Here is a 13,885-nt window from a genome sequence, read left to right as displayed (position 1 = left end):
TGCGAGCGGACGGAATCAGACAAGCGCCATTTGCCAGACGGTGAGAACCAAGGCGAAGAGGATGTAGACCACCATGCCGGGGTTGCCGAACGCCGTGCGCGCGCCCAATCCGTCGGGAAGCTGCTCGGGGGTCGTATAGAACTCAAGCTTCCTGCGGTTGGTGACCATCAGCGCCACGCCGACGATCAACAGCGCGAACAGCGCCAGACCATACAGGCCGACGATAAGCAGTCCGGACGACGGGTCGGCGGCCACACGCATCATATCGGCCTCGCTGAGCTCGCCGGTCAGCAGACGCGAATCCACCTGCGAAAGCACCCACGGGCCCAGAATCGAACCGTTGAAATTGACGACCGCATGCATGATCATCGAGTAGCGCACGCGGCTGGTGCGCATGTAGACATACCCGAACACCAGCCCCAGACCGAAGGCGTAAAAGAACTGGTAGAGGTTCAGATGGAACAGCGCGAAGGTCAGCGCGGACAGCAGGATGGCGGTTTTTTCGCCATAGCGGCGTGTGCGGTCGATGATCTGCTTACGGAACAGCCACTCCTCGCAGATCGGCGCCAGCACCACGTAGAACACGAACACGGACACGGGGTCGCTGTCCAGAATCACCTCGGCCACCCGGTTGGTGGACTGTCCGCCGAAGATCAGGTCGGACAGTACGGTGCCGATGATATTGCCCAGATATATCACGGGCAGGCAGATGACCAGCAGCGTGAAGAAGCGCTTCGCGCCGAGGTTGAACCGTTTGGTCTCCAAAGCCGGCACATTGCCCATGGCCAGCACGGCCAGCGGCATCGCGACCGCATACAGCGGGCCCGACGAGGCCAGCAGACTCACCCACGCCGGATAGTCGCCGCTTGGGAACAGCGACACCACGATTCCACCGCACACGATGTTGAGGCCGACCCAGAAGGCGAGCATGACGCACAACGCGACGCCCACCGTCGAAAAGCGCTTGTGCGCGACGAACCATGGATTGATTTGCGGCTGATATTCGCTCATGAGGGCCATTGTAATGTGTGGGGTCGCACGAACGGCCCTGCCCCACCCGTCCGTGCGACCCTATTTTCTCCCCCAACCGCACATTGATTCGTTAAAACGGTGCGATTCCGCCGTTTGTCGCGATGTGAGATTGTGCGTTCGTGTGAGGAAAAGTCGCACGGGCGGATACGGAGGCGAGCTCCGTGCGACCCCAGCCCCTCAGACCGCCAACGCCGCCACCGGCCGCGGCGCGACCACCACCTCGGAGCCGACCGCCAGTCCCGCGGGCAGGTCGTTGGCCGGCAGCTGCACCGTGGCGCGCAGCTGCTCGCCGTCGTTCCACCGCTGGTACTCGCCCGAGGTGATCACCACATCGACGCGGGCCAGCGCCCCGAGGAAATGCACCGCCTCCACACGGCCGCGCTCCCCCACATGCGATCGGCCGCTCAGCGTCAACGATTCGGGGCGCACGAGCACGGTGACGCTGCCACCCTTGCGGGAACCTTCGATCAACGGCACGCGCTGCCCGAACACCACCGCCTCGCCACCGTTCGACACGCCGGGCAGGCGGTTGGTCAAGCCGATGAATGTCGCCACATATTCGGTTTCCGGACGCTGGTACAGCGTTTTCGGCGCGGCGATCTGCTCGATGCGACCATGGTTCATCACGCCGATGCGGTCGGCCACGGCCAGCGCCTCCTCCTGGTCATGGGTCACGAACACGGTGGTGGTGCCGGTTTCGAGTTGGATGCGGCGAATCTCGTCGCGCAGCTGCACGCGCACCTTCGCGTCCAGCGCGCTCAGCGGCTCGTCAAGCAGCAGCACGCGTGGATGGACGGCGAGCGCGCGGGCCAGCGCCACTCGCTGCTGCTGTCCGCCGGACATCTGCTGCGTGTATTTGTTCGCCTGATCGGACAGACCCACCAGTTCCAGCTTCTCGCCGGCGATGCGTCGGCGTTCGGCCTTGGGCACGCCGCGCACCTCAAGCCCGAATTCGACGTTCTGCAGGGCGGTCATATGGGGGAACAGCGAGTAGGACTGGAACACCATGGCCATCTCGCGCTTGTTCACCGGCGTGGCGGTCACATCCTGTCCGCCGACCAGAATGCGACCGGCCTGGATGTCCTCGAGCCCGGCCAGCGAGCGCAGCGCGGTGGATTTGCCGCAGCCGGACCCGCCGAGCAGCACGACCATCTCGCCGGGTTTGATGTCGAGGTTGAACCCGTCGAGCGCTTTGACCGAGGACCCGGGGTAGATTTTGTCGACGTTCATCATCTGGATGCCGCCGCCGCGTTCGCTGGATTCCTTGAGCACGGCTTTGGCGGCTTTGGTCACGATGTCGCCGTCGGCCACGGCCGGCTCGAACACGTCGGCGGTGTGCGCGACGACGGCTTTCTGTTCTGCGAGAGACATGGGTTTACCCTTCATTGTTCATTGTTCTTTGGAACGGCGCATCGCCCCGGAGATAAGGTCGAGCGCCACGAGCAGGATCACGCCGAACACCAGGGCCAGCAACGACATGGCGGTGGAGATCTGCGAGTTGGATTGGCCGAGCTGGTAGAGCGCGACCTGCAGGTTCATGCGTCCGAGCAGCGAGGCGACGGTGTATTCGCCCAGCACGACGGCGATGGAGATGAACGAGGCGGAAAGGATGGACTGCCACAGGTTCGGGATGAGCACGCGCAGGAACACGCGCGGCCATGAGGCGCCGAGCGAGCGTGAGGCTTCGACCAGCGTCTTCACGTCGATGGAGTTGAGTCCCACGGCGAGCGCGCGGAAGGCGAACGGCATGACCAGAATCACGTAGGCGAAGCACAGCCAGATCGGTTTGGTGCTCAACAGGTCCGCGGACAACCAGCGGTAGATGGGGCCGAGTCCGACGACCAGCACGATGGCGGGGATGGTCAGCGGCAGGGTGGCGACCCATTCGATGGCGCGTTCCAGCCGGCGCGAGCGGATATGCACGATGACCATCGTCGGCACCATCAGCGCCAGCATAAGCGCCACGGTCACGGCGCACAGTCCCAGCGATGAGCCGAGTCCCTGCCACAGCACGGTCAGGTCGGCGCCGAGCGAGGAGCCGTCGCCGGTGAAGATCGCGCGCCATGCGTCGAGACTCCACCGCCCGGAGAGCGGGTGGCGTACGGTGAACAGAAACATGGCCGCCAGTGGGATGAACAGGAACAGCATGGTCAGGCTGAGCACGACCGTTTTGATGATGTTCTGCCGGCGGATGCGCGCGGCACGCAGCTGCGGCGGTTTCGGCGCGGCCTGCGCCGTCGCGCTCGTCGAACCGATCACGGCCGCCCCGTCCGCCCCGGAAGATTCGTTCCGCTTGGGCATCGCGGATGATGCGTGCGTCACTGCCATCGTCCGGCCCTCCTTTCCACGGCATGGCTGAGCAGCATCGCGAGGGCCACGACCACGACCATCGCGAACGCCAGCACTTGGGCGAAACCCTGCTGGTTCACGTCCATCTCATTGCGCATCGCGCCTTGGATCATCAGCGGCACGAGGATCGAACGCTGCGAGAACAGCGCGGCCGCGGTCGCATAGGCGGAGAACGCGTTGGCGAACAGCAGCAGGAAGGAGGAGACGAAGCGGGGCGCCAGAATCGGCCCGGCCACGCGCGTCCAATACTGCCAAGTGTCGCCGCCCAACGATTCGGCCGCCTCTCGCCACTGGGGCAGCATGGAATCGACGGCCGGCAGGAAGATGATGATCATCAGCGGAATCTGGAAGTAGCTGTAGATCGTCACCAGCCCGGGCATCGAGCTCAGCCAATTGGGGTTCACGGTCAGGCCGAACAGCTGCTGCAACAGCATGGTGCCCACGCCGTTGATGCCGAGGGTGGCGATGAACGCGAAGGCGAGCATCACGCCGCCGAACTGCGCGAGCACGGATGAGATCGCGCCGATCAGCCGACGCGCCAGTCCGTTCGGCCGCGAGCCGATCACCAACGCGTAGGAGGCGAGCGCGCCCACCATCGAGCCGATCAGGGCGGAGAGCACGGAGACGAGCACCGACGTGCCGAAGGCGGCGAGGGTGTTGGGCTCGGCCAGCCGACGGAAGTTGGCGAGCGTGAAGCCGCCGTCCGCGGACGAGAATGCGCCGAATACGACGATCAGCGTGGGCGCGAGGAGGAAGCAGGCCGTGTAGGCGAAGAACGGAACCGTCACGCCCAGGGTGCCGAGCTCCTTGCGGTGGCGCGACACCACGGCAGGCAGGGCCGACGGCGGTGGGATGGGCGTGCGGCGCGCGACGGCCGCGCCCTGTGTGGAAAATGCGTTGCTACTACTCATATCTGTCCTATCGTTGGGTTCCGTCAAGCGGTCTTTCGGCGGACCGGACCGCCCGTCATCAGGCAAAACAGACCAAACCGTCCGCCATCAGACAAGACGGACCAAACCATCCGCCATCAGGCAAAACGGACCGGACCGTCCATCATCTGGCAAAACGGACCGTCCGCCGCTCCACCGGATGGGCGGTCGTCCGCCGTCCGACGGCGGCGCGACGGTGCTCCGGGCTTCGTCAGGAGCGGGATGTCCTCTGCAAGACCCGCGTCTCGCATCGGACGAAGGTGGAGCCGGACCGTGGGCGGGGCCGAGCGTTCCCGCTCCGGCCCCGTCTTGCGGCGGACGTCGGAGCTTGGGGATGTGTCGCGGCTCAGTTGCCGATGGTGGAGTCCCAGTTGTTCTGCAGCCATTCGGTGATGGTGGAGGCCTGATCGTTGGTGTAGGAGATCGGGTCGCCTTCGACGGTGGTGGAGGAGGCGAGCGCGTCCTGGTCGACCGTGCCGTCCTCCTGCATCTTGTCGATCAGGATCGGGCTGGCGCCGCCGGCGAGCCATTCGTTCTGGGCTTCGGCGGTGTACAGGTATTCCATCCACAGGCGGGCGGCGGCCGGATGCGGCGCGTCTTTGTTGATGGCCTGATTGTAGTAGCTCACGACCTGGGCCTCGGGGAAGGTCTTGTACTCCCAGGTCACGCCCTTCTCCTTGAGGTCGGACTGGTAGGAGGCCTGGTTGTAGGTCCAGTCGAAGACGACGCCGGTCTGGCCGGAGTCGATGGTGCCGTTGGTCACGTCCACTTGGGTGAGGTTGCCGGCGTCCTTGAGCTTCTTGAAGAAGTCGAGGCCGGGCTGGGTGTCGTCGAGGTCGCCGCCGGAAAGGGCGTTGACCATCAGGAAGCCGTTGAACGCGGCACCGGCCTCGGCGGGCTTGCCGTTGAGGGCCACGGTGCCGGCGAACTTCGGGTCGAGCAGGTCGTCGAGGCTGTCGATGTCGCCGTACTTGTCTTTGTTCCAGCCGATCGACATGATGCCGGTGTAGTCGGCGTAGTACAGGCCGTCGGCGTCCTTGGCGGAGTCGGGGATCGAATCCCATGCCTGCACCTTGTAGGCGGCGAAGTTGTCGGTGCTGGTGGCGGCGACGGACTGGCCGAGGTCGAACACATCGGGGGCGGCGTCCGTGCCCTTATTGGTGGTGGCGGCGTCGATCTCCTCCTTGGAGGAGGCGTTCGGGTTGAGCTCGGTGACGGTGATGTTCGGATACTTCTTCTTGAAGTTCTCGATGATGTTGCCGTAGTTGGCCCAGTCGTGCGGCAGGGCGATGACGTTGAGCGCGCCTTCCTCTTCGGCGGCCTTCTCGAGGTCCTCCATCGTGCCGAAGTCGGCGAGCGAGGTGGCGGAGGCGTACTGTTCGTTCACGTTTGCGGTGTTGGCCTCACCGCCGGCGGCGGCCGATCCGCAGGCGCCCATGGCGACGGCGAGCATGGCGGCAAGGGAGCCGACGGCGATCTTACGCAGGGAATTCATTGCTATTCCTATCTCTATCGATTCGGGACCGGCGGCGGATTGCCGCCACGGTCCGCGATAGAGACTAGGGGCGCAGGTTAACGTCACGATGGCGTCATGGTGAATGGAAGGCGGACGTTGATGGAATTCCGGTCGCACGGACGACAACCCGGATGCCGTCCGTGCGACCCTCTAATCGCGCCGAATCGGCGCGAATCGCACATGAAAACGCGCGAAAGACCGTCATTGCGCCAATCCGACCAATGTGCGGGTGTGCGGTTCATGTGCGGAAAAGTCGCACGGAGAGCCGGGGCCGGCGGCTCCGTGCGTCAGCGCGCCACGCCCTCGATCAGCGTGGTGATCAGGTCGGCGTACTTCAGACCGTTCGCCTCCCAGGCCTTGGGATACAGCGAGATCGGCGTGAATCCGGGCAGCGTGTTGATCTCGTTGACCATCACCTCGCCATCGGGGGTCACGAAGGTGTCCACACGGCTCAATCCCGCTGCGTCGACGGCGAGGAACGCCTTGGCCGCCACCTCGCGCACCCGCCGCAGCATGTCCTCGGGCAGATTGGCCGGCACTTCGACGTGGCTCGCGGTGTTGTCCATGTATTTGGAATCGAAATCGTAGAACTGGTCGTTTCCTTCACGGTCGAGCACGATCTCGCCCGGCCAGGAGGTCATCGGCTCGTCGCCCGGCTTGGGGCACAGCACCGCGCATTCGATCTCGCGCGCGTCGATTCCCTGCTCCACCAGCACCTTCCAGTCATGCCGGCCGGCCTCGGCCACGGCGGCGGCCATCGCTTCGGCGTCCGCGGATTCCACCTTGGTCACCCCGAAACTCGAACCCGCACGCGAGGGTTTGACGAACACCGGATAGCGCAGTCCGGCCTCCTCGACCCGGGCGAGCAGCGCGTCGGCATTGGACTCGTCATAGGCGCGGGCGTCCACGGTGATGCCGGGCGCGACGGGAATGCCGGCCGCGGCGAGCAGGATCTTGGTGTAATGCTTGTCCATGCAGGCGGCCGAGGCGAACACGCCGCAACCCACATACGGCACGTCCATCATCTCCAGCAGCCCCTGCAACGTGCCGTCCTCGCCGTACGGACCATGCAGCACGGGGAACACGACATCGACATGTCCGATCGGCATGAAGCCGTCCCGTCCACGCGTCACGTCAAGCGTCACCGGCCGGCAGTCGGGCGTCACCTCGACGGTCGGCAAAACACCGCCGCTCAAATCCCAACCGCGTGGATCCTCGCCGCCGACGATCCACTGCCCGGACTTGGTGATGCCCACCGCGATCGGCTCGAAACGCTCGGTGTCGATCGCCTTCAGCACTCCGGAGGCGGAGATGCAGGAGATCGAATGCTCGTCGGACCTGCCGCCGTACAACACCATCACGCGCTTCTTGGCCATATCGTTTCCCTCGTTTCTACCGGACCATTGTCGACCAGTCTTTATTATGCACATCGTCATGTCCATGGGATTTCCCGCGCGCGGATGCGCACAGAAAAACCGCCGGAACCTTCCTCTCGCGGCGGTTCCGCCCATATGCGACCGCCCCGGCCCAGGCTGGATCACCGTGGGTCGGGGCGGTTGGCGACGCGCGCGGGTGGTTATTCCTCGGTGATGTCGCGTCCGAACAGCAGGGTGAGCATCTGGGAGCAGGAGATGCCCTCGTCCAGCACGCGGCTCATCGCGTAGGCGAGCGGCGTGGGTACGCCAAGCTCCTTGCCCAAGGCGACGACCGCGTCCGTGGTGGGCACGCCCTCGGCCACGCCGTTGCTGGCTTCGGTCGCCTCCTGAACGCTCATCCCCTTGCCGAGGTTCGCGCCGAAGGTGTAGTTGCGGCTGAGCGGGGAGCCGCAGGTGGCGATGAGGTCTCCCACGCCGGCGAGTCCAGCGAAGGTTTTCGGATCGGCGCCGGCCGCCTGGCCCAAAGCGGTCAGTTCGGCGAGCCCTCGCGTCTCGATCATCGCGGCGGTGTTCTCGCCGTAGCCCGCGCCGCGCGCCATGCCGACGGCGAGCGCGATCACGTTCTTCAGGGAGCCGCACATCTCCAAACCGATCACGTCGGTGGTGACGAAGGCCTTGAAATAGTCGGTGGTGCAGGCCTCGGCGACCTTCCTCGCATTGTCGAGGCTCTCGCAGGCCACGACGGTGGCGGCGGGATGCCGCTGCGCGATCTCCTTGCTCAGGTTCGGGCCGGAGACGGCGGCGAAACGGTCGGCGGGCAGGTCGAGCGTCTCGCGCACGACCTCGTCCATGCGCTTGTTGGTGCCGCGTTCGATGCCTTTCATCAGGCTGACGACGATGGCGTCGGCCGGAATGAGTCCTTTGAATTCGGTGAGCGCCACACGCGCGAACTGGGCGGCGATGGCGACGATGATGATCTGCGCGTCGGCCACGGCTTCGGCGCGGTCGCCTGTGGCGGTCATATTGGCGGGCAGCTGCTCGACGACGGGCAGACGCGCCTCGTTACGGCGGCGATCGCGGATGTCCTCCACGATGTCGGGTTCGATGGCCCACATGGTCACGTCATTGCCGGCGTCGGCCAGCACCTGGCCGAAGGAGGTACCCCATGCTCCGGCGCCCAATACCGTAATTTTGCTCATCGCGCCACCTCCGCATGGGGTACTGCCACATTGCCTCGCGACTGCCGCCGCTCAGCGTCGCCTACGGACAGCCCACCGGGCTGTCCGCCCAACGGCGCCGCCCATGCCCCGGCGTCCAATACCGTAATGTTCATATTGCCTCATCGCTCCTTCATAAGACTTCGACTGTCAATGGTGGTGAGATGCTTCGACTTCGCTCAGCATGACGAAGGGAAAACCACCCGTCGCGAGGAAAGCCTCTGCCACCCGTCATCCTGAGCGGAGGGCGAAGCCCGGAGTCGAAGGATCTCCGTCACGCCCTCCATGCCAAAGCATGGCGCCTACTCCTTGATTCGGCTCATCGTGCGGTAGTCCCAGACGCCGTCGGGGGGCTGCTCGCCGCGGATTTCGGCCATGATCTCGGTCATGCGCACGCGGATGCGGCGCGTGAGTTCGTCGGCGAGCTCGACCGGCGGCTCCTCGCCCCAGCCGTCCATGCCTTCCAGCAGATCGGCGTAGTCAAGCGCCGCGTCATAGCACATCACCACGTTCTTGCGGGGCCACGGCCACCAATGGTTGATGCTGGCCGCACCCCACGTCACCGCGCAGAACAGCGGCACCTGATACCCCAGCCGACGCGACGATTCGAGCGCGATCATACCCACGCCGTTCTTCATGCTCATCGGCCATTTCTGTGGATCCCTCGTCACCGTGCCCTCGGGCCATACGGTCAACGGACGGCCCGAAGTGACGATGTCGATCGAGGTGTCGACGATATCCTTGGCCTTGCCGCTGCGCCGCTGCACCGGCTGCATGCCCACAAGCTGGAACCATTTGCCGATCAGCGGCCACTTCGCCATCTCGGCCTTGGCCATATAGCGAGGACGGCGACCTTGGTGGAACAGGCTCATCATCGGCACGAACACGTCGAACATGGTCACATGTGTGGCCGCGGTGATGAACGTGCCAGTTTCGGGCACATGCTCCAGACCCCAGGCCTTGGTTTTGCAGCTCGCGCGGAACACCAGGGAGACGCCCGCCAGCAGGCGTTTGGTGGCTTTGGGATTCTGCGCGTTGATCTCCGCCTCGTTGGGCGTGCGCGGGCCGGTCGGATAGTACGCGGTGGGATCCACCAGACGATGGCTGGCGGCGAGCTTCGCGACCTGGGCGTCGGGAAGCGGCTTCACGGCCGAACGCGGCGACGGTTTTCCTTTCGATACCATGCCCTCCATTGTGCCCTATCCCACCGCCAATCGGGCGGATCCGCACCACGATATGGTTGCGCCGCGGCCAAACGGCATGACGTTCGGCCGCGGCGCGAAACCTCCGTGGGCGTGGACGGTCACAACACGGCGATGGCGTCGATCTCCACAAGCGCGCCTTTGGGGATGTCGTTGCCGCCGAAAGCGCAGCGGGCCGGCTTCACGGAACCGATGAACACCTCGGCGTAGCGGGCGTCCACCTCCTTGAAGTCCTCCACGTTCTTCAAGTAGATGGTGGCGCGGCACACATGCTCGATGCCGGTGCCGGCCGCGTCGAGGATATGCTTGATGTTCTTCAGGGCCTGCGCGGCCTGCTCGCCCGCGGTCTCGCCCGCCAGTTCGCCGGTGGCCGGGTCGATGCCCAGCTGGCCGGACACGAACACGAAGCCGTTCGCCTTGACCGCCTGGCTGTACGCGCCCAGTGCCGCCGGGGCCTCGGAGGTCGCCACCGCTTCCATCTTCTCGCTCATTGATCGCTCCTTAATCTTCCGCCGATTCGTCGGTTTGCCCGCGCGCGAACGCGCCGATTACTGGCGATGATAACGAGCGCATGTCATGCCCGCCCAATCGCTGCCCGCATTGCGGTCAGTCGCGCATGCCGCGGACCGCGCGGCCGGAGGCGAAACGGTCGAGCGCGCCGGTGCGGGCGATGGCGAGGTACAGGAACCAGCTCATCGCGCCGGCGACCACCACGCCGCCGATCATCTCGCAGATGAGGTGCGTGATGCCGCGCGGACTGACGATCGCCACGCCCTGGTAGCGGAAGAACAGCAGGTAGAAGCCGTACTCGACCGCCACCAGCAGGCCGGAGATCAACGAGATGGGCAGGTTGAACACACGGTAGCGCGTCACCGCGAACGGAATCTCCGCGAACAGGCCCTGCAGAATGGCCGAAGCGAACACGAAGCCCATCGAGAACTGGTTGCCGATCAGCATCTCCGCCGCGGAACCGACCACATTGACGAACATCGCCGCGCCGGGCTTGCGGATGATCAGCAGTCCCAAAGGGCCGGAGAAATACCAGAAGGCGTGCAGCAGGCTGGCGACGCCGGGCAGGATCGCTCCCAGGAACGGGGATATGGCCGCATAGGCGAAATTGAAGCCCCAGAACACGATGCCGCAGGCGACGCCGAGCGCCGCGGCGACGGCGATGTCGGCGGGGGTCCAGCGCAGGGGGCGCGTGGATCGAGAAAGATTGGTCTGATTGGTCTGATTGGCCTGATTTGAGGCATGGTTGCCCATGGGAAGCTCCTTATCCCGTTCGGACTGCGCACAGTGTCGGACATGCCGCTGCCGGCACGGGCGTTCCTTGACCTGCGCAGCTCGGGCGGAAACGCCGTTATGCACTTTAGCAGTTGCGCACGGTCCTCATCCGCTTTGCCCACGCATAGGACTTAGACTGCCCGACATGGAATCGGGCACGCCATGCCCACGCGCAGGGCGCAGGACTTTAGGAATCTTGCCCACATACGAAAAGTCCGCCGACATCGTGGGATGTCGGCGGACTGGAAAATCACGCGATGCGGGTCGTGCCTTACTTCAACGAGGCGTTCACCGCGTCGACGGCCTCCTGCAGGCTGTCCAGATGGGACTCGTACCAAGCGGTCGCCTCGTTCAGCGTCTCCGTCACGGCCTCATAGCCGGCGGCGTCGTCGGCGGCGCAGCTCACGTACGTGGGGGTTTCGGCGGAGAGCGCCTCATTGAGGGCATCCAGCGTGGAGGCGTCGGTCACATCGTCTTCGGTGTATTCGGCCGCGGTGGAGGCGTCGCCGTTCACCAGGCCGTTGTACTTGTTCGTCGCCACACGGGCCGCATCGGAAGCCTCCATGCAGGCGGCCTTGGCGCTTTCGACCGAGCCGCCGGACATCGCACGCCACACGAACACGCCGGCCACCGCCAGCACCACCACCACGACGACCGCGATCACCGGGACCAGCCACTTATTGGACTTCTTCTCTTCAGCCATGACACACTCCTGTTTCTTCGTCATCGGGGCCGCAGGTCATCCTATCGGAAAGCCGGGCAAACGCAAATCGTCTCATAATCGCGTCCATATTTGTCAGTCCTCATAACAAATATTGTCCTTCGACACCGGCGCACGGCGGGCGGGATCCGCGGCCCGGGAAAAACAAAAAGGCTGGAATCGTTGAGATTCCAGCCATTGGTGGGCTTGATGGGATTCGAACCCACGGCCTTTTGCTCCGGAGGCAAACGCTCTATCCACTGAGCTACAAGCCCGAGACTTCATCACTGTACACCACGCGACGGTCAAAACGTGCCCATCGACGGCGCACGGCACGAAATCCCAATCGGCCCGTGCGCCCCTTTCCCAACCTCAAAACGAACAAGATGTTCTCGGATTCGGCGATATTCCGCGGATATGACGAATGTGCGATTGTCGCTTTGATGTTCGGAAAGGTCGCACGGGGAAAAGTGGGACGAAGCTTCGTGCGACCCCGCTCCGGCAGTAGACTAGGGTTATGTCCGAGCCTGTCAACGATTTTGAATACGAGCGCCGCTTCTTCTGCCGCGAGTTCCCCGCCGAGATGGATGACGGGGACGCGCCCACGCTGATCGTGCAAAGCTATTACGTGCACGACGGCAACTACGCCCTGCGCGTGCGGCTCCAAGCGCATGGGATCCGTCTCGACATGACGCCCGACCTCAATCCGACGGCCATCGTCGACCAGTACCGCAATCGTTTCTCCGAGGCGTTCGTCACCGTCAAAGGCCCGTCCGTAGGCGGCACCCGCTATGAGGCCGAACGCGAGATCGACACGCGCATCGCCGCCGAGCTCATCAAGCGCGGAGGCGAGGTGATCGCCAAGAACCGTTTCTCCGTCTGGATCGCGGAGGACGGTTGGAGCGTGGACGTGTTCGGCGGGGCCAACGCGCCGCTGATCATCGCGGAGGCGGAACGTTCCGGCCCGGTCACCAATCTGACCATTCCGAAGTTCTGCACCACCGAGATCACCGATCAGGCGCGGTTCAGCAACGACGGCCTGGCCGCGTGGCCGTTCTCCGTCTGGGCGGATGAATTCGAGGCGGAACTCGCGCAGAACGGCCCGCAGTTCCAGCAATTGTTCGGCAAGAACCGCATGGAGTAATCGTCGGGCCGCCGCGCCTTCGGGCGCGGATCGCCGACGGACTCGCCCGCACAACATAAGCCGCCGGCTACGCGTCATCATGCCTTCAACGGACAGAAGCGGCGGGCCAGCCCCGCCGCCCACCACGGACGCAGGCCAGCAGGGACCGACGGGCGTTAGTACATCAGCGTGGCGAGACGGCGGCGAGCCGCGGCAAGACGCGGGTCGTCCGGCTCGGGAATGGCGAAATACTCCAGCAGACGCCGACGCACCGGCTCGATGTCGGCCTTATGCCCATCGGCCAGAAAGTCCAGCAGACGATCGAAGGCATCCTGGATCTGCCCACCAATCATATCGATGTCGGCGACGGCAAGCTGCGTCTCGACATCGTCGGGAGCGGCGGCCGCGGCGGCGCGAACCTCACGCACGTTCGCCGAACCGGAACGCATCAGCAGCAGCGCCTTCGCACGTTCGCGCGCGGCCAGCGAGTCCTTCGGATCGGCTTCCAGCACGCGGGCGTAGGCGTCGGCCGCACCGGCATAGTCGCCCTCGCAGGCCAGACGATACGCCTCCATATGCTCGGGCGGAACGGCGGCGTCCGAGCCTCCGGCGGCGGAATCGACGGAAGCGGCGTCCGCATCGGGATCGCCGGAGTACGGCGCGGTGCCGTCCACACCGGACTGGTGCGCCGCCTGGATGATCTTCGGCACCACCTGCTCGCACAACTGCGCGAGCTCGTCGGCGCTCGGCAACCCCTGCAGCAGCGGCATGGGCCGCCCGCCGATCAGCGCGAACAGCGCGGGCGCGCCCTGCACCTGCAGGGCCTGCGCGATGGAGGGATTGGCGGCGATGTCGATACGGGACAGCTGAATCAGACCGTTCTGCGCGTTCACCGCGTCGCCGAGGGCACGGGCCATGTCGAACAGACGGTCGTCGGTCGGCACCCACAGCAGCAGCAGGATGGGGAAGGTGGCCGAAGTGGTCACCATCGCCTGGAAGGTGTTCTCGGTGGTGTCGATCACGTAGCCGCCCGCCGCCGGCGCGCCTCCCGCCTGCCCCGGCTCGGCTTTGACCTGATGCTTGAGCGCCTCCAAATCGACCGCTCCCGCCAACGACACTCCCGGATTGAATCCCGGCTGACCCGCCATAACACTCAC

At 65.0% G+C, this 13,885-nt stretch carries 13 protein-coding genes and 1 tRNA gene; 1 reads left to right on the top strand and 13 read right to left on the bottom strand.

The window, feature by feature from the left end:
* Window positions 1-15: 15 nt before the first annotated feature.
* The 12 genes from BL8807_RS05880 to BL8807_RS05825 form a co-directional block, all read right to left on the bottom strand.
* On the bottom strand, window positions 16-1,011 hold the full coding sequence (locus BL8807_RS05880; RefSeq protein WP_226847273.1) for a CPBP family intramembrane glutamic endopeptidase: 996 nt from the start codon (window positions 1,009-1,011) through the stop codon (window positions 16-18).
* Window positions 1,012-1,209: 198 nt separating this feature from the next.
* Window positions 1,210-2,403, bottom strand: a complete 1,194-nt coding sequence (locus tag BL8807_RS05875) for an ABC transporter ATP-binding protein (protein ID WP_072724710.1) — start codon at window positions 2,401-2,403, stop codon at window positions 1,210-1,212.
* An 18-nt stretch (window positions 2,404-2,421) separates the two neighbouring features.
* Complete coding sequence (locus BL8807_RS05870) at window positions 2,422-3,360, bottom strand: ABC transporter permease (RefSeq protein ID WP_226847271.1); 939 nt, start codon at window positions 3,358-3,360, stop codon at window positions 2,422-2,424.
* Window positions 3,351-4,292 (bottom strand): ABC transporter permease, encoded by a 942-nt coding sequence (locus BL8807_RS05865; RefSeq protein WP_083570145.1) that lies wholly within the window; start codon window positions 4,290-4,292, stop codon window positions 3,351-3,353. The genes BL8807_RS05870 and BL8807_RS05865 overlap by 10 nt, the downstream gene beginning before the upstream one ends.
* A gap of 364 nt (window positions 4,293-4,656) precedes the next feature.
* Window positions 4,657-5,805: an ABC transporter substrate-binding protein gene (locus tag BL8807_RS05860; RefSeq protein WP_072724709.1), complete on the bottom strand. Its 1,149-nt coding sequence runs from the start codon at window positions 5,803-5,805 to the stop codon at window positions 4,657-4,659.
* Between the two features lie 308 nt (window positions 5,806-6,113).
* Entirely contained in the window at window positions 6,114-7,202 is a 1,089-nt protein-coding gene (locus BL8807_RS05855; protein ID WP_072724708.1) for a D-alanine--D-alanine ligase family protein, read from the bottom strand.
* A gap of 200 nt (window positions 7,203-7,402) precedes the next feature.
* A complete protein-coding gene (locus tag BL8807_RS05850) occupies window positions 7,403-8,401 on the bottom strand; it encodes an NAD(P)H-dependent glycerol-3-phosphate dehydrogenase (RefSeq protein ID WP_072724706.1) in 999 nt (332 codons plus the stop codon).
* A gap of 320 nt (window positions 8,402-8,721) precedes the next feature.
* Window positions 8,722-9,603 carry a lysophospholipid acyltransferase family protein gene (locus BL8807_RS05845; RefSeq protein WP_072724704.1) on the bottom strand — a complete coding sequence of 294 codons (882 nt, stop codon included), beginning with the start codon at window positions 9,601-9,603 and terminating at the stop codon, window positions 8,722-8,724.
* Between the two features lie 119 nt (window positions 9,604-9,722).
* Window positions 9,723-10,112: a Rid family detoxifying hydrolase gene (locus tag BL8807_RS05840; protein WP_072724702.1), complete on the bottom strand. Its 390-nt coding sequence runs from the start codon at window positions 10,110-10,112 to the stop codon at window positions 9,723-9,725.
* Window positions 10,113-10,227: 115 nt separating this feature from the next.
* Window positions 10,228-10,884, bottom strand: coding sequence for an ECF transporter S component (locus BL8807_RS05835; RefSeq protein WP_072724701.1), 657 nt, complete (start codon window positions 10,882-10,884; stop codon window positions 10,228-10,230).
* Window positions 10,885-11,176: 292 nt separating this feature from the next.
* Window positions 11,177-11,608, bottom strand: coding sequence for a hypothetical protein (locus BL8807_RS05830; protein WP_226847269.1), 432 nt, complete (start codon window positions 11,606-11,608; stop codon window positions 11,177-11,179).
* A gap of 196 nt (window positions 11,609-11,804) precedes the next feature.
* Window positions 11,805-11,880 (bottom strand) — tRNA-Arg (locus BL8807_RS05825).
* Window positions 11,881-12,122: 242 nt separating this feature from the next.
* Here BL8807_RS05825 and BL8807_RS05820 point away from each other — a divergent pair.
* Complete coding sequence (locus BL8807_RS05820; protein WP_072724699.1) at window positions 12,123-12,749, top strand: CYTH domain-containing protein; 627 nt, start codon at window positions 12,123-12,125, stop codon at window positions 12,747-12,749.
* A gap of 155 nt (window positions 12,750-12,904) precedes the next feature.
* On the opposite strand, the gene BL8807_RS05815 is transcribed toward BL8807_RS05820, so the two are convergent.
* The gene (locus BL8807_RS05815) at window positions 12,905-13,876 is read right to left on the bottom strand and encodes a tetratricopeptide repeat protein (RefSeq protein ID WP_072724698.1); all 972 of its coding nucleotides are present in this window, start codon (window positions 13,874-13,876) and stop codon (window positions 12,905-12,907) included.
* Window positions 13,877-13,885 lie beyond the last annotated feature (9 nt).

Source organism: Bifidobacterium lemurum (genome assembly GCF_014898175.1).
Classification (GTDB): domain Bacteria; phylum Actinomycetota; class Actinomycetes; order Actinomycetales; family Bifidobacteriaceae; genus Bifidobacterium; species Bifidobacterium lemurum.
Note: the sequence above shows the minus strand (reverse complement) of the source record. Positions and strands in the feature narration are given on the sequence as shown.

Bases quoted from the DNA above. Each gene is read 5' to 3' on its own strand.
- BL8807_RS05880 (WP_226847273.1), bottom strand. From the start codon at position 1,011: ATGAGCGAATATCAGCCGCAAATCAATCCATGGTTCGTCGCGCACAAG.
- BL8807_RS05875 (WP_072724710.1), bottom strand. From the start codon at position 2,403: ATGTCTCTCGCAGAACAGAAAGCCGTCGTCGCGCACACCGCCGACGTG.
- BL8807_RS05870 (WP_226847271.1), bottom strand. From the start codon at position 3,360: ATGGCAGTGACGCACGCATCATCCGCGATGCCCAAGCGGAACGAATCT.
- BL8807_RS05865 (WP_083570145.1), bottom strand. From the start codon at position 4,292: ATGAGTAGTAGCAACGCATTTTCCACACAGGGCGCGGCCGTCGCGCGC.
- BL8807_RS05860 (WP_072724709.1), bottom strand. From the start codon at position 5,805: ATGAATTCCCTGCGTAAGATCGCCGTCGGCTCCCTTGCCGCCATGCTC.
- BL8807_RS05855 (WP_072724708.1), bottom strand. From the start codon at position 7,202: ATGGCCAAGAAGCGCGTGATGGTGTTGTACGGCGGCAGGTCCGACGAG.
- BL8807_RS05850 (WP_072724706.1), bottom strand. From the start codon at position 8,401: ATGAGCAAAATTACGGTATTGGGCGCCGGAGCATGGGGTACCTCCTTC.
- BL8807_RS05845 (WP_072724704.1), bottom strand. From the start codon at position 9,603: ATGGTATCGAAAGGAAAACCGTCGCCGCGTTCGGCCGTGAAGCCGCTT.
- BL8807_RS05840 (WP_072724702.1), bottom strand. From the start codon at position 10,112: ATGAGCGAGAAGATGGAAGCGGTGGCGACCTCCGAGGCCCCGGCGGCA.
- BL8807_RS05835 (WP_072724701.1), bottom strand. From the start codon at position 10,884: ATGGGCAACCATGCCTCAAATCAGGCCAATCAGACCAATCAGACCAAT.
- BL8807_RS05830 (WP_226847269.1), bottom strand. From the start codon at position 11,608: ATGGCTGAAGAGAAGAAGTCCAATAAGTGGCTGGTCCCGGTGATCGCG.
- BL8807_RS05820 (WP_072724699.1), top strand. From the start codon at position 12,123: ATGTCCGAGCCTGTCAACGATTTTGAATACGAGCGCCGCTTCTTCTGC.
- BL8807_RS05815 (WP_072724698.1), bottom strand. From the start codon at position 13,876: ATGGCGGGTCAGCCGGGATTCAATCCGGGAGTGTCGTTGGCGGGAGCG.